The sequence below is a fragment of the Kocuria sp. WN036 genome (genome assembly GCF_002287015.1).
GTDB classification, from domain to species: domain Bacteria; phylum Actinomycetota; class Actinomycetes; order Actinomycetales; family Micrococcaceae; genus Kocuria; species Kocuria rosea.
In genome coordinates this window covers 64,711-86,481 of the sequence record NZ_NSKF01000003.1, presented here as the reverse complement: position 1 = coordinate 86,481, position 21,771 = coordinate 64,711, and the positions used below count along the sequence as shown (strand labels likewise).

General features: G+C 72.8%; 19 protein-coding genes. 4 read left to right on the top strand and 15 right to left on the bottom strand.

Going from position 1 to position 21,771, the window contains the following annotated elements; translation table 11 throughout:
- Nucleotides 1-20 precede the first annotated feature (20 nt).
- Genes CK505_RS03220 through CK505_RS03210 form a run of 3 tightly spaced genes read right to left on the bottom strand, consistent with a single transcriptional unit; the run spans nucleotide 21 to nucleotide 3,905 of the window.
- Nucleotides 21-1,043, bottom strand: coding sequence for a sugar ABC transporter permease (locus CK505_RS03220; RefSeq protein ID WP_017833562.1), 1,023 nt, complete (start codon nucleotides 1,041-1,043; stop codon nucleotides 21-23).
- Between the two features lies 1 nt (nucleotide 1,044).
- On the bottom strand, nucleotides 1,045-2,676 hold the full coding sequence (locus CK505_RS03215) for an ABC transporter permease subunit (protein WP_017833563.1): 1,632 nt from the start codon (nucleotides 2,674-2,676) through the stop codon (nucleotides 1,045-1,047).
- The gene (locus CK505_RS03210) at nucleotides 2,676-3,905 is read right to left on the bottom strand and encodes a maltose ABC transporter substrate-binding protein (protein ID WP_095650211.1); all 1,230 of its coding nucleotides are present in this window, start codon (nucleotides 3,903-3,905) and stop codon (nucleotides 2,676-2,678) included. The genes CK505_RS03215 and CK505_RS03210 overlap by 1 nt, the downstream gene beginning before the upstream one ends.
- 235 nt (nucleotides 3,906-4,140) lie before the next feature.
- Here CK505_RS03210 and CK505_RS03205 point away from each other — a divergent pair, with 235 nt between their 5' ends.
- Together CK505_RS03205 and CK505_RS03200 are read left to right on the top strand one after the other, a co-directional pair.
- On the top strand, nucleotides 4,141-5,868 hold the full coding sequence (locus CK505_RS03205; protein WP_095650320.1) for a glycoside hydrolase family 13 protein: 1,728 nt from the start codon (nucleotides 4,141-4,143) through the stop codon (nucleotides 5,866-5,868).
- On the top strand, nucleotides 5,829-6,893 hold the full coding sequence (locus CK505_RS03200) for a LacI family DNA-binding transcriptional regulator (protein ID WP_232035203.1): 1,065 nt from the start codon (nucleotides 5,829-5,831) through the stop codon (nucleotides 6,891-6,893). Before CK505_RS03205 ends, CK505_RS03200 begins: the two co-directional genes overlap by 40 nt.
- A gap of 38 nt (nucleotides 6,894-6,931) precedes the next feature.
- Here the strand turns inward: CK505_RS03200 and CK505_RS03195 are convergent, their stop codons facing one another.
- The 11 genes from CK505_RS03195 to CK505_RS03145 all read right to left on the bottom strand — a co-directional run bounded on the left by CK505_RS03195 (nucleotide 6,932) and on the right by CK505_RS03145 (nucleotide 18,897).
- Nucleotides 6,932-8,494, bottom strand: a complete 1,563-nt coding sequence (locus CK505_RS03195; protein WP_095650210.1) for a molybdopterin-dependent oxidoreductase — start codon at nucleotides 8,492-8,494, stop codon at nucleotides 6,932-6,934.
- Between the two features lie 13 nt (nucleotides 8,495-8,507).
- Nucleotides 8,508-9,533 carry an ArsA family ATPase gene (locus tag CK505_RS03190; protein ID WP_095650209.1) on the bottom strand — a complete coding sequence of 342 codons (1,026 nt, stop codon included), beginning with the start codon at nucleotides 9,531-9,533 and terminating at the stop codon, nucleotides 8,508-8,510.
- Entirely contained in the window at nucleotides 9,524-9,799 is a 276-nt protein-coding gene (locus tag CK505_RS03185) for a cory-CC-star protein (protein WP_052132674.1), read from the bottom strand. The genes CK505_RS03190 and CK505_RS03185 overlap by 10 nt, the downstream gene beginning before the upstream one ends.
- Nucleotides 9,800-9,803: 4 nt before the next feature.
- Entirely contained in the window at nucleotides 9,804-11,510 is a 1,707-nt protein-coding gene (locus CK505_RS03180; protein ID WP_095650208.1) for a carbon starvation protein A, read from the bottom strand.
- Nucleotides 11,511-11,644: 134 nt separating this feature from the next.
- Nucleotides 11,645-12,430: a VOC family protein gene (locus tag CK505_RS03175; RefSeq protein ID WP_095650207.1), complete on the bottom strand. Its 786-nt coding sequence runs from the start codon at nucleotides 12,428-12,430 to the stop codon at nucleotides 11,645-11,647.
- Nucleotides 12,431-12,609: 179 nt separating this feature from the next.
- On the bottom strand, nucleotides 12,610-13,839 hold the full coding sequence (nagA, locus tag CK505_RS03170) for an N-acetylglucosamine-6-phosphate deacetylase (RefSeq protein WP_095650206.1): 1,230 nt from the start codon (nucleotides 13,837-13,839) through the stop codon (nucleotides 12,610-12,612).
- A gap of 5 nt (nucleotides 13,840-13,844) precedes the next feature.
- Nucleotides 13,845-14,831 carry a family 43 glycosylhydrolase gene (locus tag CK505_RS03165; RefSeq protein ID WP_095650205.1) on the bottom strand — a complete coding sequence of 329 codons (987 nt, stop codon included), beginning with the start codon at nucleotides 14,829-14,831 and terminating at the stop codon, nucleotides 13,845-13,847.
- Nucleotides 14,828-15,616: a glucosamine-6-phosphate deaminase gene (gene nagB / locus CK505_RS03160; RefSeq protein WP_031283062.1), complete on the bottom strand. Its 789-nt coding sequence runs from the start codon at nucleotides 15,614-15,616 to the stop codon at nucleotides 14,828-14,830. Before nagB ends, CK505_RS03165 begins: the two co-directional genes overlap by 4 nt.
- A gap of 52 nt (nucleotides 15,617-15,668) precedes the next feature.
- A complete protein-coding gene (locus tag CK505_RS03155; protein WP_095650204.1) occupies nucleotides 15,669-16,526 on the bottom strand; it encodes a carbohydrate ABC transporter permease in 858 nt (285 codons plus the stop codon).
- Nucleotide 16,527: 1 nt separating this feature from the next.
- Nucleotides 16,528-17,505, bottom strand: a complete 978-nt coding sequence (locus tag CK505_RS03150; protein WP_017833587.1) for a carbohydrate ABC transporter permease — start codon at nucleotides 17,503-17,505, stop codon at nucleotides 16,528-16,530.
- Nucleotides 17,506-17,559: 54 nt separating this feature from the next.
- Nucleotides 17,560-18,897, bottom strand: a complete 1,338-nt coding sequence (locus CK505_RS03145) for an ABC transporter substrate-binding protein (RefSeq protein ID WP_035923529.1) — start codon at nucleotides 18,895-18,897, stop codon at nucleotides 17,560-17,562.
- A 148-nt stretch (nucleotides 18,898-19,045) separates the two neighbouring features.
- Between CK505_RS03145 and CK505_RS03140 the strand changes: the two genes are divergently transcribed.
- Entirely contained in the window at nucleotides 19,046-19,768 is a 723-nt protein-coding gene (locus CK505_RS03140; RefSeq protein WP_095650203.1) for a GntR family transcriptional regulator, read from the top strand.
- 94 nt (nucleotides 19,769-19,862) lie between these two features.
- Nucleotides 19,863-20,384, top strand: a complete 522-nt coding sequence (locus CK505_RS03135; RefSeq protein WP_095650202.1) for a glutathione peroxidase — start codon at nucleotides 19,863-19,865, stop codon at nucleotides 20,382-20,384.
- A gap of 6 nt (nucleotides 20,385-20,390) precedes the next feature.
- Here CK505_RS03135 and rocD read toward each other — a convergent pair whose 3' ends face one another.
- Nucleotides 20,391-21,656, bottom strand: a complete 1,266-nt coding sequence (gene rocD / locus CK505_RS03130) for an ornithine--oxo-acid transaminase (protein WP_172604314.1) — start codon at nucleotides 21,654-21,656, stop codon at nucleotides 20,391-20,393.
- Between the last annotated feature and the right edge of the window lie 115 nt (nucleotides 21,657-21,771).

The following is a 21,771-nucleotide window of genomic DNA, read 5'->3' as shown; positions in this document are numbered from 1 at the left end:
CGCAGGTGGCGGGCGGGTGGTCAGCCCTTCACGGCGCCGCCGGTGAGCCCGGAGACGATGTAGCGCTGGAGGAACAGGAACAGCGCGACCACCGGGATCGCCGCCAGGATCGCCCCGGCGGTGAAGACGCCCCAGTTCTCCCCGAACTGCACGGAGACGAACTGGTACAGCCCCACGGCCAGCGTGTACTTGTCCGGGTCCTGGAGCACGATCTGGGCCAGCAGGAAGTCCGAGAAGGACGCGATGAAGGACAGCATCCCGACCACCACGAGGATGGGGGTCACCAGCGGCAGGATCATCGTCCAGTAGATCTGGGCGTGCGAGGCGCCGTCGATCTCCGCGGCCTCGTCGAGGTCCTTGGGGATGGTGTTGAAGAAGCCGTACATCAGGAACGTGTTGGCGCCCAGCGCCCCGCCCAGGTAGACGGCCACCAGTCCCAGCCGGGAGTTCAGGCCCATGAACGGGTAGACCCCGGAGATCGCGAACAGCAGCAGGAAGATCGCCACGAACGCCAGCAACTGCGGGAACATCTGGATGACCAGCAGTGCCAGCAGCCCGCCCTTGCGGGAGCGGAAGCGGAACCGGGAGAACGCGTAGGCGGCGGCCGCACCCATGAGCACGGTGCCCACGGCCGTGGTGACCGAGACGAACAGCGAGTTCCCGAACCAGGTCAGGTAGGGGTTCTGCGGGTCGTTGAGCAGGTTGGTGTAGTTGGCGCCGGTGACGTCCGAGAACAGCTGGTTGGACCCGAGCAGGGAGCCCGAGGCGGACAGCGAGGCCGAGAAGGCGTAGACCAGCGGGAAGAGGGCGAAGACGCACGCGGCAATCGCGGCGAGGTGCTTCCACCCGCCGCGGGCGGAGCGGCGGCGCCGGCGGGGCCGGGGAGCCCCGGGTGCGGCGCCGGGAGGCCGCAGCGTGTCCGTCGGCTGGAGGGTGGTCGGGGTTCCGGCGGACGGCGCGGCCGCGGCGGCGGCCCAGGGGGCGCGGTCCGTGCCGTCGGGGCCGGGGCGGTCGCCCGGGGTGGGTGCGGTGGGAGTGGACATGTCAGCTGATCTCCTCGAGAGCCTTGCTGCGGCGGAACGTCAGCGCGGAGATGACGGCCACCATGATGAAGATGAGGATGGACAGGGCGGAGGCCAGACCGTAGTCGTTGGTGCCGCCGGCGAACGCGATCTTGTAGACGAACGAGATGAGGATGTCCGTGGCGCCCACCCCGGTGGTGGACTCCAGGTCCTGGGGACCGCCGCCGGTGAGCAGGTAGATCACGTTGAAGTTGTTGAAGTTCATGGCGAAGGACGCGATGAGCAGCGGGCCCACGGCCACCATGAGCATGGGCAGGGTGATCGCCCCGAACTGGCGCACCGGCCCCGCACCGTCCATCTCGGCCGACTCGTAGAGCTCTCCCGGGATGGCCTGCAGGGCGCCGGTGGTCACGAGGAACATGTACGGGAAGCCCAGCCAGAGGTTGACCAGCAGCAGCGAGAGCTTGGCCAGCCAGGGGTTCTCGAGCCAGGGCACCCCGGCGCCGCCCAGCAGGACCTGGTTGACGAAGCCGAAGTCCGCGTTGAGCAGACCGGCCCAGATCAGGATGGACAGGAAGGCGGGGAAGGCGTACGGCAGGAAGATGACGGCCCGGTAGACGTTGCGGAACCTCAGCTTCTCGTCGTTGAACAGGATCGCCAGGAGCAGCCCCAGGAAGAAGGTCAGCGCCACCGAGAGGATCGCGAAGGCGAAGGTCCACAGGGTCACGGAGACGAACGGGCCGCCCAGGACCTCCGGGTCGAAGATCGCCCCGAAGTTGTCCAGGCCCACGAAGACCCGCCAGCCCGGTCGCAGGGCCTCGCCGTCGGCGCTGACGAACGCGCCCTCGCCGTTGTTCGCGTACACGGTGCCGTCGTCGGCGACCATGGCGTCGGCCGCCTCGTCGTGCACGAGCGTGGGCTCGTAGGCGTAGGCCGTCCGGCCGTCGTCGGTGCGCAGCACGCCCTCGGCCTCCTGCTCGCCCACGGGCACCCGCAGGTCCGCCAGCTCGCCGGCGGCCGCCACGACGCCCCCGTAGTCGAGGATCTCGTAGCCGGGCGCCTCAGCGACGCGCCCGTCGGCGGCGGTCGCCCCCTCGAGCGGCGCGAGCGGCTCGCCGGTGGTGCCCACGAGCACCTGGCCGTCGCGCACCGTGGCCAGGGCCAGGCCGTCGGCGCCCTCGAGCACCGTGACCGGGTAGGCCCCGGAGCCCTCGATCCTCTGCTCGTACGTGGTGGTGAGCTGCGTGATCGCCGCGTCCTTCGTGGCGTTGTGGCCGTCGCCGTAGTTCGTGAACGCCGTGGCGGCGGTGTAGATCAGCACGAAGATCTGGAACACCAGCAGGAAGATCAGCCCGGGGAACAGGTACTTCGCGGGCAGCAGCTTCCTGGTCGGCAGGAAGTACACGAGATCGGCTGCGATCAGGGCGACGACGAGGAAGGCCAGGATGCCCCAGCTGCCGGCGGCCCAGGCCGCCAGGATGCCGAAGAGGCCGAACGCGTTGATCAGCGCCATCAGGACCAGTTTGACCACGAAGCCCACGCCGAATCCGCGGGAATGGGCGTGCTGGAGCTCGAGGGGGGCGCCGAGGCCGGCGCCCCCGCCGGTCGCTCCGGGGGCGGCGGTCCCGCCCCGGATGGGGGTGCGCGTGCTCATCAGATCTGTCCTTCGATATTGTCGATCATGCGGTTCCACAGCTCCACGGGGTCCCCGCGGCCGTCCACGACGGCGTTCTGCGTCGTGCCCCAGAAGCTCCACACCGCGCCCATTTCGGGGATGGCCGGCATGGGCAGACCCGTCTCGGCGATCTCCGCGTAGGCGGAGCGCAGCGGGTCGCCCTGCATGCGGTCGACGGCCACCTGGCTGGCGGGGGGCCGGCCCGTGCTCTCGTACATGGCCGTCTGCGCCTCGGGGCGGGTGAGGTAGTTGGCGGCGAAGTCCTGGGCCGCCATCGGGTTCTGCGCGTTGGCGTTGACGAAGAACGCCTGGACGCCCACGAACGGGCGGGCCTCCTCGTCCCCGGCCGGGGGCACGGGCAGGACGCTCACGTCCATCCCGGCGGCCTCGACATCGGTCAGCTCCCACGGGCCGCCCAGGTGGAAGGCGGACTCGCCGTTGAGGAAGGACTCCTTGGCGATGTCCGGGGTCATGGAGGTGCGCAGGTCCCCGGAGGCTCCGAGCTCCTGCAGGTAGCGGGCGAACTCGTTGCCGTCCTCGCCCCCCATGGTGAGGTTGCCGGTGTACTCCCCCTCCGCGGTGCGCTCGAACACCTCGGCCCCGAACGAGGTCTGCAGGGCGTAGAGATGGTACGGGTCGCCGGCCTCGGGCGACTGGCTCACCGTGAAGGGGTACTCGATGCCCCGCTCCTCCATGAGCCGGTGACCGATCGCCCGCAGCTCGTCGAACGTGGCGGGGTCCTGGGCAGCGAGCTCGTTGTTGCGCAGCATCGCCACGTTCTCGATCGCGTACGGCACCCCGTAGCTCACCCCGTTGTAGACGACGGCCTCCCGGGCGTTCTCGGTGAAGTCCTCCGCCCGGTCCCCCATCTCCACGGGGACGACGACGCCGTTGGACGCCAGCTGCCCGAGGTTGTCGTGCGGCGAGACGATGATGTCGGGGGCCTGCCCCGTGGGCGACTGGGAGATGAAGTTGGAGATCGCCTGCGCGTTGATCTCCCGCTGGACGAACTCCACCTCCACCCCGGTGTCGGCGGTGAATTCCTCGGCGATCTGCTGGAGGGCGGGGATCTCGTCGGATCCCGCCTGGATCTTGATGCTGCCCGGCCCGCCGGCCAGGCCGGCGACCCCGGCCGTGGGCGCCGACGAGCACCCCGCGAGCAGGAGCACGGCACCGACGGCGCAGGCCGCCCGGTGGAGGTGTTTCATGGTGGGGTTCCTCGATGTCTTCCGTGGTCGCGCGGTCGCGACGGCCGTCGGTCTGCGGGGGTGGTGCGGGTCGGTGGGGCTGCTGCCGCCGGGGGCTTCACCCGGGAGGTGAGTTGGCTCACTACTGTAAGCGTTACCACCACGGCTGTCCACATCCGATACAGCACCCGCCTTGCCAATGCACTCGATGTGATAGCGCTTCCAGTCCGTGGGGATCCGCTCTACGATGGACCGCATGTCCACGACCTACGGTGCGCTGCAGTCCCTGCGCCTCACACCCGTCCACGACCGCGACCAGGAGCCGAAGTGGTGGCGCTCCTCGGTGATCTACCAGGTGTATCCCCGCTCGTTCCGGGACCTCGACGGGGACGGTGTCGGCGACCTCGCCGGCATCACCGCCGAGCTGGGACAGCTGGCGGAGCTGGACATCGACGCGATCTGGCTCTCCCCCTTCTACCCCTCCCCGCAGCTCGACGGCGGCTACGACGTGAGCGACTACTGCGACGTCGACCCCTCCTTCGGCACCCTCGCGGACTTCGACGCACTGGTCTCGGCCGCGGACGCCCTGTCGATCCGGGTGATCATCGACCTCGTGCCCAACCACTGCTCGCAGGAGCACGTCCTGTTCCGGCAGGCCCTCGCGGCGGGTCCCGGCGCCCCGGAGCGCGACCTGTTCGTCTTCCGGGACGGCCGCGGCGCGTCCGGGCAGCTGCCCCCTAACAACTGGCAGTCCCACTTCGGGGGCCCGGCCTGGACCCGGGTGACCGAGTCCGACGGGCAGCCCGGCCAGTGGTACCTCCACCTGTTCGACTCGTCGCAGCCCGACTTCAACTGGGACAACGAGCTGGTCCGCCAGGAGTTCGAGCGGGTGCTGTGCTTCTGGCTCGACCGCGGCGTCGCCGGCTTCCGGGTGGACGTGGCGCACGCGCTCATCAAGGCGGAGGGCCTCCCGGACTGGGACGGGCGGGCCGACGGGGGGAGCATCCCGGGCTACCCGTTCACCGACGCCCCGATGTTCGGGCAGCCGCAGATCCACGACATCTACCGGCGCTGGCGCGAGGTGCTCGCGGAGTACGACGGCGAGCGGATCCTCTGCGCCGAGGCGAGCGTGGACCCGCTGGACCGCCTGGCCGACTGGGTGCGCCCCGACCAGATGCACCAGACGTTCAACTTCTCCTACCTGGCGGCGCCGTGGGACGCCGCGGAGCTGCGCCGGATCATCACCTCCTCCCTCGAGGCGTTCGACGCGGTCGGGGCCCCCACCACCTGGGTGCTGTCCAACCACGACGTCGTGCGGCACCCGACCCGCCTGGCGCTGACCGCGGACTCCCCGCGCCCGGGTGACGGCCGCGGGCCCGAGGACGAGCAGCCGGACCACGTGCTGGGCACGCGGCGGGCACGTGCCGCGTCCCTGCTCATGCTCGGCCTGCCGGGCGGCGTGTACCTGTACCAGGGGGAGGAGCTGGGCCTGCCGGACCACACGACCCTCCCCCACGACGTCCGCCAGGACCCGACCTACCACCGGACCGGCGGGAGCCGGCTCGGCCGTGACGGCTGCCGGGTGCCGCTGCCCTGGACCAGCACCGGGGCGTCCCTGGGCTACAGCGCCACGGGCGAGGCCTGGCTCCCGCAGCCCCAGGGCTGGGCGGAGCTCTCGCGCGAGGCGCAGCGCCACGACCCGGCGTCCACGCTGTCCCTCTACCGCTCCGCGCTGGCGCTGCGGCGCGAGCACGGGCTCGGCTCGGGCTCGCTCGCGTGGGCGGAGGACCTCACGGGCCCGGACTGTCTCGGGCTCGTCAACAACGGCGTCCTGGTGCTGCTGAACACGGGCTCCGCCCCGGTCGAGCTGCCGGACCTGCCGGTCCTGCTCCGCAGCGGGTCCCCGGCCTCCGCGCCGCATATCCTGGACCCGGAGGAGTGCGCATGGCTGCAGACGGAGGACCCCGGCACGACCGGACGATGAACCCACCCCGGCTCCAGGACGTCGCCGCGCGGGCGGGCGTGTCCACCGCGACCGTCTCCCGCGCGCTCAGCGGCAAGGGGCACGTCTCGCCCCGCGCCCGGGCCCGGGTCCGCGAGGCGGCGCAGGAGCTGGGCTTCGTCGTGTCCTACCACGCCTCGAGCCTGGCGAGCGGCCGGAGCCGCAACATCGGGGTGGTCCTCCCCCACGTCGACCGGTGGTACTTCTCCACCGTCCTCGAAGGAGTGGCCGGCGCGCTCATGGAGGCCGGGTACGACCTGACCCTCTACAACTTCGAGGGGGACCGCTACCGGGAGACCGTGCTGACCGACTTCCTGCTGCGCAAGCGCCTGGACGCGGCCGTGGCGGTGTCCCTGCACCTGGACCCGGCGGAGACGGAGCAGATGTTCGCCGCCGGCATCCCCCTCGTCGGGGTCGGGGGCCCGCTGGTGGGGGCGCCCACCATCAGCATCGACGACCTCGACGTCGGGCGCCGCGCGACGCAGCACCTCATCGGGCTGGGCCACCGGCGGATCGCGCACCTCGGCGGGGCCGAGGAGGGCAGGCGCTACTTCCCCATGTCCAGCGACCGCCGGGACGGCTGGGAGCAGGCGATGGCGGACGCCGGGCTGGCCGTGGAACCCGCGTGGTCGCTCGTCGCGGACTACACGTTCACCGACGCGTACCAGCAGGCCAAGAATCTCCTGGCGGACCCCGCCGACCGCCCGACCGCCATCTTCGCCTCGTCCGACGAGATGGCGGCCGGGACGATCCTGGCGGCGCGGGACCTCGGGCTCACCGTGCCCGGGGACCTGTCCGTCATCGGCGTCGACGCCCACCCCATCGGGGAGGCCTTCGGCCTGACGACCCTGGACCAGCACGCCCGGCAGCAGGGCACCCGCGCTGTGGAGCGGCTCCTCGAGCACCTGGCCGGAGGGAGCCGCGAACCGTCGAACGAGCTCTTCCCGGCCCACTTCGTCGCCCGCTCCTCCACCGGCCCGGCCCCGGCCTCCGACCACCGCCCCTGACCCGGCGGTCGGCGCGGAGGGAGCGCAGGACGGGCCGGTCAGGCCACGGTGAAGGTCCGCTCGTGCCACCCGGAGGCGCCGTCCGGGGCGGGCGGGGCCTGCTCGGCGGTCTGGACGGTCCCGTCCCGGTCCACGGCCCGCACCCGCGCGGTGTGCCGGCCGCCCGGGAGGTCGGCGCGCAGGACCCACTGCCGCCAGGTGTCGTCCGTGCCCACGGAGCCCAGCTCGGCGTCCTGCCACGGCCCCCCGTCCACGCTGACCTGCACGGCGGCGATCCCGGTGTGCTGGGCCCAGGCCGTGCCGGCGAGGACCGCGGGCCCGGCCTCCGTGCGCCCGCCCTCGGCCGGCACCTCGATGCGGGAGGACATCTTGATCGGTCCCCGGGCCGTCCAGCCGCGCGAGGTCCAGTACGCCTCCGCCCGGTCGAAGCGGGTGACCTCGAGGTCCACGACCCACTTGGTCGCCGAGACGTAGCCGTAGAGCCCCGGCACGACCATCCGCACGGGGTACCCGTGCTCGAACGGCAGCGGCTCCCCGTTCATGGTCACCGCGAGCAGGGAGTCCCGGCCGGGGTCGGTCAGGGCCTCGAGCGGGGTGCTCGCCGTGAACCCGTCCTCGGAGGTCGAGAGCACCATGTCCGCCTCGGCGGAGGGCCCGGCCTCGGCGAGCAGGTCCCGGATCGGCACGCCGGTCCACACCGCGTTGCCCACGAGGTCGCCGCCCACGGGGTTGGACACGCACGCCAGCGTCACGATCCGCTCGAGGAGCGGCCGGGCCGTGAGGTCGTCGAAGCGCAGCGTCAGCTCGCGCTCCACCATGCCGTGGAGGCGCAGCTCCCACGCGTCCACGTCGATGCGCGGCACGGACAGGGCCGTGTCGATGCGGTAGAAGTCGTCGGCGGGCGTGAGCCAGGGCTCCACGTCCGCCACGCCGAGGTCGGCCCCGGCGGGGACCGGGTCCCGCACGGCGGGGGCGGGGATCCGCAGCAGGTCCCGGGCGGCGGGCGCCCGGGCCGCGGCCGCGGCCGCCCAGCGTCCTGCGACACCGGCGGCGGCGCCCAGCACGGCGGCGGACGCGGAGACCCGGACGAAGCCGCGGCGGTCGAGGGCGGCGCCGGGCTGTGCGGACGGAGCGGTGCGGCGGGTGAGCACCGTCAGGAAGAGTGCCCCTGCCCCCGTGCCGACGACGACGGGGACCGTGTCCGCCACGGTCGGCCCCGCCCGCGTCAGCACCGCCAGCAGCCCGAGGAGCCCCAGCACGCCGAGCAGCACCGTGCCCATCGGCGGGTTGGCGCGCTGGGCCGCCCCGATGCCCGTGCCGACCGCCACGAGTCCGGCGGCCATGACGAGCAGCAGCACGAGCTTGTCCGCGGTGCCGAACAGGGCGATCGCCGCGTCCTTGACCGGCGCCGGGACCGCGTCCACGATCACCCCGCCCACCGCCGTGAGGGGCGCGCCGACCGGCCCGGTCACCCAGGCGAGCAGCTCGGCCAGGCCCACGGCGAGCGCGGTCGCGGCGACGCCCGCGAGGATCCAGGGGCCGAGGTCGGCGGGGGCCCGTCGTCGTCGCCCGGTGTCCGGACGGTCCGCGGTGGAGGTCATGCGCGTCAGCGTGTCACGTGGCCCTGAGATCAGCCTGGGCGAGCGCGTCCCCGAACCGCTCGAGCGCCTCCTGGCCCACGACGTCCCCCGGCAGCAGTGGGACCTGCAGCAGCGGGACGCCCGGGAGGGCGCCGCGCAGGGTGGCGACGTGCACCTCCTCCAGCGCGCGGCGCTCGGCGAGGAAGTCCCCGGCGTCCGCCGGGGAGCGCTTGTTGACCACGAGGGCCCCCACGTGCACGCCGGCGCGGACCAGCTGCTCGTGCAGCTCCGCGGTCTCGAGGACGGGCAGCCGTTCGGCCGCGAGGACGATGACGAAGCTGCAGCGCTCGGCGTCCACCAGCACCTCGCGCAGGGCCTCGAAGCGCTCGCGGCGGCGCAGCAGGATCCGCCGGATCTCGAGGTCCCGCTCCTCGCGGGGGTCCCGGGGCCGGCCGGTGCCCACGATGCTCTCGCTCGCGGCGTCCCGGTCCTCGAGGCCGCGCAGGGCGGCCCCGAACTTCTCCGCCCTCCCGCGGCGCCGCAGCAGCCCCTCGGTCCAGGCGGACATGATCTCGGGCAGGGCCATGAGCCGGGCGGTGTGCCCGGAGGGTGCGGTGTCGAAGACGATGAGGTCGTAGTCGTCCAGGCCCGTGTCCACGAGCTCCGCGATCCGCTCGAGCACCGCCGACTCGTGGGTGCCGGGCGAGTCCCGGGCGAGCTCCATGTGCTTGTCGACCTCGGCGGCGAGGTGCTCGGGCATCAGCCGGCGGATGGTGGCGCCCACGGCGGCGAGGTGGGCGTCGGTCGTGGCGACCGGGTCCACCTCGATGCCGTCGAGGGCGCCGCCGCCGAGATCGCGGGCCAGCGGGGTGATCCGGTCACCCACCGGGCGCTCCCACAGGTGCCCGAGGTTGTGGGCGGGGTCGGTCGAGACGACGAGCACCCGGCGGCCGGCGCGGGCCTGGGCGAGGGCGGTGGCGGAGGCGACGGCGGTCTTGCCGACGCCGCCCTTGCCGCCCACGAACAGGACCCGGCGGGCGGCGGCGAGCTCTAGCAGCATGAGATGTGCTCCAGGGGCGAGCGCTCCATGCCCATCCGCCGGTGCCAGTCGTGGAACCGGTCGTAGACCACGGGCAGCAGCTCCACGGTGTAGTAGCTGGCGGGGTTGGGCACGCCCAGGGCCTCGGAGAGGACCAGCATCATGAACAGGTCCTCCTCGTCGCGCTGGGCGCGGGCGAAGGTGCGCCGGTAGGGCGCCACGTAGAACTCGTGCAGGCCCGCACCGAGGCGGGCCTGCACGGAGCGCAGCCGGTCGAGGGCCCTCACCGGCTCACAGGGAGCGGTTCTCCCCGGCCGAGGTGCTGACGGTCTCCTCGTCCAGCTCGGGCGGGCTCTTCCGGGCCGCGTTCATGGCGGCCACGGACTCCACGATGACCCACAGGGCCGCGATCAGGATGATCACGTCGAGCACGAGCAGGAACCAGTTCTCGGCGGCCCAGAACTGCCCCAGCTGCACGATCAGCGCGTAGACGGACATCACCAGCAGGAACACCAGCGGCACCAGCACGGGCAGGACCGGGCGGCCCTTGCGCAGCAGGATCACCGCGATCATCGACAGCGTCAGACCGGCCAGCAGCTGGTTGGAGGTGCCGAACAGCGGCCAGATCAGCATGCCGCCGGAGCCGTCCGCGCCGGCGCTGAAGGTCAGCCCCATGGCCACCGCGAGGACGATGAGGGTGGAGACCACCTTGCCGATGCTGACGCCCATGATGTGCCCGGCCTCCTGCACCACGAAGCGCTGCAGGCGGATGCCGGTGTCCATCGTGGTGGCCGCGAAGAGCACGGCCATCGTGGCGAGGATGGTCGCGCTCAGCGACGGCGGGATGCCCAGCCCGGAGTTGACGACCGAGGCGCCGCCCTGGACGAACGCGGCCACGCCGCCCTGGCCGAACGCGCTGTACACGGCCTCCCAGTCGGCGAGGGTGCGGAACCCGGCGGTGGTCGCGATGATCGCGCCGAGTGCCAGCAGGCCCTCGCCTACGGCGCCGAAGTAGCCGACGAAGCGGGCGTCCGTCTCCTTGTCCAGCTGCTTGGAGGACGTGCCCGAGGCCACGATCCCGTGGAACCCGGAGATCGCGCCGCAGGCGATGGTCACGAACAGCAGCGGCACGATGCTCGGCGTGCCCTCGGGCACGGAGGTGTTGAACGCGGGCGCCACCACGGTCGGGGCGGAGATCAGGACGGCGCCGTAGAGGATGCCCAGGGCGATGAACAGCTGGAGGCCGTTGATGTAGTCGCGCGGCTGCAGCAGCATCCACACGGGCAGCACGGACGCGATGCCCGCGTAGACGAAGAGCACCACGATCCAGAACGCGTTGGCCGGCAGGCCCAGGACCGTCTCCGGCAGGACCACCGGGAAGCGGTCGCCGAGCAGGATGAGGGCGTAGAGCGCCACGACGCCGACCACGGACACGACGGCGAGGTTCCACTTGTAGCGGTAGACCGCCTGGCCGATGAGCAGCGCGACCACGATGGCGCCCCACGTGGGGATGACCGAGGTGGGGGTGCCGACCAGCAGGTTGGAGATCACCACGGCGAACGCGGCGTTGACCATGAGCAGCACGAGGAAGATCACGACCAGGAACAGGTTGCGGCCGCGGTGGCCGATGTACTGCCCGGACAGCGAGCCGATGGACTTGCCACGGTGCCGGTTGGACGCCCACAGGGCGCCGAGGTCGTGCACGCCGGCGAAGAAGACGGTGCCGAGGGTCACCCAGAGGAAGGCGGGCACCCAGCCCCAGATGACGGCGATGGCGGGGCCGACGATGGGGGCCGCACCGGCCACGGAGGTGAAGTGGTGGCCCCACAGCACGTACTTGTTGGTGGGGACGTAGTCCACGCCGTCGCCGAGCTCGTGGGCGGGGGTGACGAAGGAGTCCTGGAGCTGGTAGATCCGGCGGGCCACGAACTTCGAGTACAGGATGTACCCGAGGATCATCATGGCCACACCGACCACGGCGAGGACGATGGAGTTCATGTCGCTCCGATCTCTGGGGAGGTGGGTGGATGTCCGCTGGATCACCATGCTACCGCCGGGTGACCGGGATCACGGACCGCCCGCGCACGCTCCGCCACGGTCCCGCAGGGGGCGGAGCGGGGCGCGCCGACGACCTACATCGGCTCCCCCGGGGTCATGATCGCGAAGGACTCCCGGTCCGGGCCGGCCACGACCGCCAGCCGCCCGTACGCGAAGTCGAAGGGGTCCTCCATGACCGCTCCGCCGGCGTCGCGCACCCGCTGGACGGCCGCGTCGACGTCGTCGACCTGGAAGCAGACCGACCAGACCGCGGGAGCGTTCTCCGCCGCGGGGTCGGTCCCGCCGATGCCGCCGGCCGGGCGGTCCCCGTGCGGCACCGTGAACGTGGCGTAGGCGACGCCGTCCTCGCCGATGTCCTCGTAGTGGTAGCCGAAGACGTGGGCGTAGAAGTCGCGGGCGGTGTGGTGGTCGGGGGTCATGAGGTCGCACCAGGCGACGCTGCCGGGCACGTCGAGCACGGCGAAGCCGATGTGCTCCCCGGCCTGCCACATCCCGAAGGACGCCCCGGTGGGATCCTGCCAGACGCCCATCCGGCCGGCCCCGCCCACCTCCACCGGCTCCATCAGCTGGGTGCCGCCCGCGGCGAGGACCCGCTCGGCGCAGAGGTCGATCCGGTCCGAGGCGAGGTAGACCTGCCACACGTGCGGGACGCCCGTCAGGTCCGGGGCCGCCGGGGAGAGCCCGGCCACGGGTCTCCCGCCGACCAGGGCGTTGCGGTACCCGCCGTGCTCCGGCCGCGGCTCGTCGTACTCCCAGCCGAGCACCGCACGGTAGAAGTCCTGCGTGCGGCCCGGATCGGACGCGGTCAGATCGGCCCAGCAGGGGGTTCCGGCGGGCCACGCTTCGTTGCGCTGTGTCATGACGGGCTCCTTCCGACACGGCCAGGGTACGCCGCGCCCCCGGGGCCCACAGGAGCCGCCCGGGGGATCGTTACCCACCTGCGCCCGCGCCCCGCCTCTGCCCCGCGAGGTCGCAGCCGACGGCCACCGCGCCCGGCTGCGTGGCCGTCGGCTGCGACCTCGGCGCCGCCGGGGCCGACTCAGCGGGGTGGGTCCCCGGAGATCCACTCGCCCCGGCGCATGACGGCCTCCAGCCGGAGGTCCTCCCCCACGACCAGGAGGTCCGCGAGCGCGCCCGCCGTCAGGCTCCCGGCCTCCCCGGCCAGGCCCAGGACGCGGGCCGGGACCACGGTGGCCGAGCGCAGCGCGTCCCCGAGGGGGACACCCGCCGCGACCGTCCGGCGCAGGACCTCCAGCATCGTGGCCGTGCCTCCGGCGATCGAGCCGTTGGAGACCAGGGAGGCCACCCCGTCCTGCACCCGCACCTCCGCCGCACCGAGCGTGTAGGTGCCGTCCGTCAGCCCGGTCGCGGCCATCCCGTCGGTGACCAGCGCGATGCTGTCCGCGCCGGCCAGCTCGAACGCCCACCGCACGATGCCGGGGTCCAGGTGGGTGCCGTCCGCGATGAGCTCGACGACGGCCCGGCCCTGCGCCGCGGCGCGCAGACAGGCCGGCACCGGCCCGGGCGACCGGTGGTGGATGGCGGGCATGGCGTTGAACAGGTGCGTCACCGTGGGCGAGCGGGGCGGGCCGTCCCCGGGGGCATCGCGGAGCAGGCCCTGCAGGTGGCGCAGCGCGTCGTCGACGGTCGCGGTGTCCGCGTCGGTGTGCCCGAGGGAGGGGACTACGCCGTGGTCGACGAGCAGCTCGGCCAGGTCCCGGGAACCGGGCAGCTCCGGGGCGAAGGTCATCGTCCGGAGCGTCCCCGCCGCGGCGGCGACGAGGTCGGCGGCCAGCCCGAGGTCCGGTTCCAGCATCCATGCGGGGTCCTGCGCCCCGCACCGGGCCGTGGACAGGAACGGGCCCTCGAGGTGGATCCCGGCGATCAGCCCCTCCCCGGTGAGCGCCGCCAGCAGCGGCACGGCGCCCAGCAGGTCCTCCCGTGAGGCCGTGACCAGGCTGGCCACGAGCGTCGTGGTGCCCTGGCGGTGGAAGTGCTCGAGGGTGGCGCGGATCTCCTCCTCCGCCGAGGAGGAGAAGTCCGCGCCGAAACCACCGTGGCAGTGCACGTCCACGAGCCCCGGCAGCACCATCTGTCCGGGGCCCAGGACGTGGTGCTCCCCCGGGTCGCCACCGGGGTGGCCGGACCGCGGCCCGGCGTGGACGACGCGATCCCCCTCGACGACCACGAGACCGTCCGGGTGCTCGGTATGCCCCGTGTGCACGCGGCCCGAGAGGACCGTCCTGCGCGGGGAGTCCTCGGTGGTCACGGGGCTCACCTCCTGCTGCTCGTGCGGGGAACGGGGCGGGGTGCCCGGTCGTCGTCGGGGAAGAGCCGGCCCTCCGTCAGCAGGTCCGCCAGGGGCACCGGGCTCGCGATCTCGCCGACGAAGCTGCCGTCCACCCCGTTCTGGAAGCCGAAGACGATCCACTGGCCGTCGCGTCTGCGGACCAGCTGGGCGGCGTAGACGCCGGGCACGAAGAAGCTGGAGCTCCGTTCGAGCTCCCACGGTCCGAGCCGGCCGGCGCCGGGGGCGATCCAGGTCCCGGTGCTCGTCTCCGAGAACGGGATGCCGGGCGCCAGCCGCGGGAGGCAGGAGAAGAGGAGCACTGCGGTCCCGTCCACGACCTGGGACTGGACGACCTCCATCTCCCCGAAGCCGGCGGGCGCGGTCAGCGGGGGGCGGACCGTCCAGTGCTCCAGGTCGTCGCTCACGGCGTGGCCGACCACGCCGCGGGCGTCCGGCTCCCCCGTGGCGGCCCGTGCCGTCACGAGCATCTGCCACTGCCGGCTGTCGTCGTCGTAGAAGACGAAGGGGTCCCGCCACGCCTCGTCCGGCCAGGTGCCCTCCCCAAGCTTCTCGTACCAGCGGGGGTCCGCCTCGAGCGGGCCCGCACCGGTGCGCTCCCAGCTGATCAGGTCGTGCGAGACGGCCGATCCGATGCGCTGCCGCAGCCCGTCCTCGGCGCGGCTGACACCGGTGTAGAAGAGGTGCCAGCGGCCGTCGTGGCCCTGGACGGTGCTGCCCGTCCAGGTCGCCATGTCGTCCCACGACGGTTCGTCGGCGGCCACGAGGGCGTCCGGCAGGAGGGTCCAGTTCTCCAGGTCGGACGAGACGGCGTGCCCGATCGAGGCCCGGCGGTGACGCCGGTCGGGGTCCCGCAGGGCGCGGCTGGCCCGCAGGAAGAACAGGTGGTAGTCCTGTCCGTCGTCGGCCAGCCAGCTGTCCCAGACCCAGTGGTCCGCGAGGCGGAACGTCATCCCTCCTCCCGGGGCAGCCGGTGCTCGGCCTCGGCCACGAACCGGTAGTAGTCGGTCAGGACGAGCCGGCTCGCCGCCGCCTCGTCCACCACGACCGTGACCGCCCGGTGGAACTGCAGGACGGAGGCCGGGCACATCGCGGACACGGGCCCCTCCACGGCTGCGGCCACCGCGGCGGCCTTGCGCTCGCCCTGGGCGACGAGCAGCACCCGGCGGGCGTCGAGGATCGTGCCCAGCCCCTGGGTCACGCAGTGGGTGGGGACGTGGTCGGGGGCCTCGAAGAACCGGGCGTTGTCGGCACGGGTCCGCGCGGACAGTGCCTTGACCCGGGTGCGGGAGGACAGCGAGGACCCCGGTTCGTTGAAGCCGATGTGGCCGTTGGCGCCGATGCCCAGGATCTGGAGGTCGATGCCGCCGGCGCGGGCGACGGCCTCCTCGTAGTCGCGGCAGGCCGCTCCGAGGTCGCCCCGGGAGCCGTCCGGGACCTGCACCCGCGAAGGGGGCAGGCCGAAGGGCCGGGCGAGCTCGCGCTCCAGGACGGCGGCGTAGCCGGCCGGGTGCCCGGAGGGCAGCCCGACGTACTCGTCGAGGGCGAAGCAGCGGAGCCGCGTGAGGTCCAGCAGACCGTGGGCCTGGCGACGGGCGAGCTCCCGGTAGGCCCCCAGGGGGGACGAGCCCGTGGCCACGCCCAGCACGGTGTCCGGCCGGCGCGAGACCTGCTCGGCGACGAGGTCCGCCGCGCGCGCGTCGACGTCGCCGGCCGTGGGCAGGACGAGCACTTGCATGGGAGTCCTTCCGGACGACGGGTGGAGGCGGGCGGTGCCGGGGCGGTCCGGCTCAGCCCTTGACGGCGGAGCTCGCCACGCCTTCGATGAACCAGCGCTGGAAGACGAGGAACACGACGATCACGGGCACCACCAGGAGCACCCCGAAGGCCATGACCTCGCCCCACGCCGGGGGGAGCTGGCCCGCGAAGACGCTGATCTGGAGGGGCAGGGGGCGCAGGTTCGGCTCGGAGATCATCAGCACCGGCCACAGGAACGCCCCCCACTGGGTCAGGAAGGTCAGCACCGCCACCGACGCGTACGCGGGTTTGCTCATGGGCGCGATGATCTGCCAGAACACCCGCAGCGGCCCGGCGCCGTCCATCCGCGCGGCCTCGTCGATGCTGCGGGGGATGCCGGAGAAGAACGAGTAGAAGAGGAAGATCGACAGGGCGTTGCCGATGAAGGGGACGATCTGGATCCACAGGGTGTTCCGGGCGTCGTTGTAGAGGTAGAACATGGGCACGGCCACGGCCTCGAACGGGACGATGAGCAGCAGCAGGACGCCCAGGAGCACCAGGTTCCTGCCCCGCCAGGTCAGCCGCGACAGGGCGAAGGCCGCCATCGAGTTCACGACCAGCCCGAGCCCCACCACGCAGACCGTGACGGTGACGGACACGAAGAAGAACCGCCACAGGTGGCCGGTGCTGTCCGAGGACAGGCTCGAGGCCACGCCGGTGTAGTTGTGCAGGCCCCACTCGCGCGGGTCGAAGACCTCGAAGCCGGCGAGCGTGCGGGAGGCGGGGGCCAGCGAGGCCGCCACCATGTAGGCGACCGGGGCGAAGAACAGGAGGCTCGTGACGACGAGCACCGCGTAGCGGGGCACGTCCGTCCTGCGGCGGCGGCGGCGGGCGGCGGCGGTCTGCGTCATGTCAGTCCTCCCGTTCGCGGGTGGCGCGGCGCTGGACGAGGGACAGGACCACCACGATCACGAAGAACACCACGGAGATGGCGCTCGCGCGCCCGATGTTGTTCTCGTCGAAGGCGGACGTCACCGCCTCGTACATCACGGTGCGGGTGGCGTCCTCGTTGAGCCCCCCGCCGGAGCGGGCCAGCACGTAGATCTGGTCGAACACGCGCAGCGACAGGATCATCGTGTAGAGCGCCACGAAGACGAGGGTGGTGTTGATCCCGGGCAGGGTGACGTGCACGAAGCGCTGCCACGCACCGGCCCGGTCCAGGCGGGCCGCCTCGTAGAGGTCGGCGGGCACCTGCTGCAGGGCCGCCAGCAGGATCACCATCTGGAAGCCGACGCCCTGCCAGATCGACAGGACGATGACCGAGGCCAGCGCCGTGAGCTCGGAGCCCAGCCAGTCCTGGGCCCCGAAGGCGCCGCCCGAGAAGAACCCGAGCAGGGAGTTGAGGAGGCCGTCGTCCCCGCGGGCGAGGATCAGCCGCCAGATGAGGGCCACCAGGGCGATGGGGAAGACGACGGGGAGGAAGAAGACGGACCGGAAGATCCCGATCCCCCGGACGGTCTTCTGCACGAGCAGGGCCAGCGCGAGCGCGAGGGCGGTCTGCACCGGGACTACCACGGCCGCGAAGACCAGATTGTGGAGCAGCGCGCTGAGGAACCGGCTGGACACGTCGGGGTCGGTGAAGATCCGGGCGTACTGGGTCAGCCCCATGAAGGCGGGATCGCGCGGGTCGCCGAGCCGGACGTTGTGGAAGGAGAAGCCGATGGCCGCGACGAACGGGACCGCGACGAACAGGACGAGCAGCAGCACGGCGGGACCCGCCATGAGGACCCCGGCGAGTCCGTCCCGCCGGAGCCCCCTGCGGGGCGGTGGAGCCTCTAGCACGTCCGCCGGGGCGGACGCGGGGGCCGCGAGGCCCGGTGTGGTGGTCATGGTGCACTCCTCGCAGGTGCGCGGCGGGGCCGCTGGGCGGCCCCGCCGCGGCGGTCACTCGTCCTGGTAGCCGTTGTTGTCCTCGAAGTCGGCGTCGATGGCCCGCGCCGCGCTGTCGAGCTCCTCCTGCGGGTCCGCCCCGCCCCAGATCGCCGCGAGGGCGCTGCCGTAGGAGCTCGTGACCGTGGGGTAGCCCGGGGTGATGGGCCGCGCCACCGCGATGCACTCCGGGGTGACCTCCTCCGAGCTGCAGGCCGAGGCCAGGTTGGACGCGAACAGCTCCAGCGGCCCGCCCTCGCCGTAGAGCTCGCTGCCCTCGAGGGCGCTCGTGGTGCCGGGCACCGCCGCGTTGGCCTCGACCATCGTGGCGATGCTCTCGTCGGAGTGCAGGAAGTCGAGGAAGGCACCGGCCGCGGCCTGGTCGCCGCCGGCCGCCGGCGTCACGCCCCACTGCCAGGAGCCGTGGCCCGCCTTGGTGCCGTTGCCGAGGTCGGGCAGGGGCATGAGGACCAGATCCTCGCCGAGGGCTTCGCTGAAGGTGGGGTACATCCAGTTGCCCGTCCAGGTCAGGGCGACGTCCCCGTCGGGGAAGGCGGTGCCGCTGGTGTTCGGGTCCGTGTGCTCCTTCCACGAGGCCCACTCCTCGAGTGCCTCCACGTTCTCGGCGCTGTTGAGCACACCCTCCGCCGCGCCGTCCCGGATCAGCGTGCCGCCGTTGGACCACAGGACCGGCGAGGTGGTGAAGGTTCCCCACTCGGCGGCGAAGCCGTTGGCCTCGCCCAGGTCGATCGCGTTGCCCGACGGGCTGACCTCCGCCAGCTTCTGCAGGTTCTGCTCGAACTCCTCCGCCGTCCACGCCTCGTCGGCGGTGGCCGGGGCCTCCACGCCCGCGGCGTCGAGGAGCTGCTGGTTGCCCCACAGCCCGAGCCCGACGTCGAACATGCCGACAGCGTAGGTCTGGTCCTGGTACGTGCCGCTCTCCCGCACGCCCTCGATCCGGTTCTCGAGGGTCTCCTGCGACACCACGTCGTCGAGGGGCACGAGCTTGCGGTCGTAGACGAAGGACGCCATCGTCGGGGCGTCCATCTCCATCACGTCGGGCAGGTCCTCCGCGGCGGTCGCCTGGACGGTGCTGGTGTAGTCCGGCTCGGGGATGAGGGTCAGCTCGACGCTGACGTCCTCCTGCGAGTCGTTGTACTCGGCGACGAGGGCCTCGAGCGCCTCGGCCTCGGCCGCCTGGCCGCTGTGGGCCCAGACCTCGATCACGCCGTCGCCCTCCCCGCTGCCGCTCGCGCTCTCCCCACCGCCGCCGCAGGCGGCCAGCACCACGGCCATCGACAGGCCGGTCCCCAGCACCACGGCCCGGGACCGACGCCTCGTTCGTGCACTCATGAGCAGTTCCCCTTCTCTCGGCCGCAGTGTTCGCGATCGTCACAGCTGTCGTTCCCCCAGCTTGGACTAGACCAATTTGTGTGTCAATGCTCACACCTCGGGAAACGGTGCCCGCAGGACCGGGCGGCGCGGTCGATATGCTGGCCCCATGAGCGCGGAGCCGCGGGCCGTCCCGAAGTACTACCTGCTCAAGGAGCAGCTCCGGGCGCTCGTGCGGGACGCGACCCCCGGCGCGCTCATCCCCACGGAGCGGGCGCTCGCCGAGCAGTACGCCACCTCCCGGACCACGGTCCGCCAGGCCATCGGCGAGCTCGTGGCGGAAGGGGTGCTGGGCCGGGCCCAGGGCCGGGGGACCTTCGTGGCCCCGCCGCGGTTCACCTACGTCCGCCAGCTCACCTCGTTCAGCGACGACGCCGACGCCCAGGGCCTCGTGAGCTCCTCCACGGTCCTCGACGTGAGCCGCACGGCCGCCGACGACGACGCAGCGGCCCGGCTGCGCGTGCCCGTCGGCGCCGAGCTCGCGCGGGTGGAGCGGATCCGGCTCGTCAACGGCGAGCCGCTGGCCCACGAGGTCGCCCTGCTCGCCGGAGCGCTGCCCGGCCTGGCGGCGCACCTGGACCGGACCGGCTCCCTGTACACCGCGCTGCGCCAGGACTACGGCATCGACATCGTGGTGGCCGAGGACACCGTGGAGACCCGGCTCGCCGGCCCGGACGACGTCCGGCTCCTGGGCATCGAGATGGGGGCTCCCCTGCTGCTGATCCACCGGCTCGGGTTCACGGCTGACGACTCCCCCGTGGAGTGGACCCGCTCGGTGTTCCGCGGGGACAGGTTCCGCTTCCTGGCCCGGATGAAGGGGCCGCAGCACTGACCCACGAGGTCGCGGGCGCTCTCATGGGCGCGGGCGGCGCGTCGGCGGCAGAATGGGGGCAGACTATCTGTCCTCGACCGCTCCGGAGGCTCCCATGACCACGCTGCACGACTTCACCGCCACCACCCTGGACGGGCGCGAGCAGCCGCTGTCCGAGTACGCCGGGAAGGTGGTGCTCGTGGTCAACACCGCGAGCGAGTGCGGGTTCACGCCGCAGTACGAGGGACTCGAGCAGCTGTGGCGGGACTTCCGGCAGGACGGGCTCGTGGTCCTGGGCTTCCCCTGCAACCAGTTCGGGCACCAGGAGCCGGGCAGCGAGGAGGAGATCGCCGACTTCTGCAGCCGCAACTACGGCGTGACGTTCCCGATGTTCGAGAAGGTCGACGTCAACGGCCCCGGCGCCCACCCCCTGTGGTCGTGGCTGCGCGAGGAGCGGGGCGGGATCATGGGCGACGCCATCAAGTGGAACTTCACCAAGTTCCTCGTGGGCCGGGACGGGCGGGTGATCCGCCGCTTCGCCCCGAAGACCTCGCCGGCGCAGCTCGCCGGCAGCATCGAGTCGGCGCTGGCCCACGGGGAGGCGCCCGCCGGGACGGAGTCCGCCGGGACGGGCTGAGGCGGGTCAGCGGCCGGCCATCTCCCGCAGCACGTCCGCGAGCGCGGTCAGGCCCCGCTCCAGCTCCCGGTCGGTGATCACCAGCGGCGGGCTCAGCCGGATGGTGGAGCCGTGGGTGTCCTTGGCGAGGATCCCGTGGGCCACCAGCCGCTCGCAGCACTCCCGGCCGGTGCCGAGCCGCGGATCGATGTCGATCCCGGCCCACAGCCCGCGCCCGCGCACCTCGGTCAGGCCCAGCGGCGCCAGCTCCGCCAGGCCGGCGTGCAGCTTCTCCCCCATGACCCGCGCCCGCTCCTGGGGCTCCCCGGTGGCGAGGAGGGCGACGACGGCGCGGCCGACGGCGCCGGCCAGCGGGTTCCCGCCGAACGTGCTGCCGTGCTGGCCGGGCCGCAGCACCGAGAGCACGTCCGCCCGGCCCACCACCGCGGACACCGGCAGGACTCCCCCGCCCAGGGCCTTGCCCAGCAGGTAGAGGTCCGCCTCCACGTCCTCGTGCTCGCACGCCAGCGTCCGGCCGGTGCGGCCCAGCCCGGACTGGATCTCGTCCGCGACGAGCAGGACGCCGCGCTCGGCCGTGCACCGCCGCACGCCCTGCAGGTACCCCGGCGGCGGCACGATCACCCCGGCCTCGCCCTGGATGGGCTCCAGCAGCACAGCGACGGTGTCCTCGGTGACGGCCGCCTCGAGGGCGGCGAGGTCCCCGAACGGGACGGTCACGAAGCCCGGCGTGTAGGGGCCGTAGTTGCGGTGCGCCTCGTCGTCGTCGGAGAAGCTGATGACCGTGGTGGTGCGGCCGTGGAAGTTCCCCGCCGCCACCACGATCTGCGCCCGGCCCGGGGCCACCCCCTTGCGCTCGTAGCCCCACTTGCGGGCGACCTTGATCGCCGACTCCACGGCCTCGGCGCCGGTGTTCATCGGCAGCATCATGTCCTGGCCGAGCAGCTCGCACAGCTCCCGGGCGAAGGGGCCGAGCTGGTCGTTGTGGACGGCCCGGCTGGTCAGCGTCACGCGCTCCAGCTGGGTCCGGGCCGCCTCGAGGACCGCCGGGTGGCCGTGGCCGAAGTTCAGCGCCGAGTAGCCGGCGAGGAAGTCGAGGTACTCCCGGCCCTCCACGTCCGTGACGGTGGTGCCCTGGGCCCGGGCCGCCACCACGTCCAGCGGGGAGTACGTGCGCGCGGTGTACCGCTCGGCGGTCTCCACGAGTTCCCGCGTGCTCGTGCCGTGAGCGGTGCCGGCCGCGGGGTCGACGAACTGCGTCGGGGCGTGGTTCATGGGGTTTCTCCCGGTTCCTCGCTGGTGTTGTCTGGAGCGTGTGCGGTCCAGCCCATCACGTACAACGCCGCCGGGCCCGCATTACAGTCCCGGCCCCGCGCCGCGCGGCCCGTCC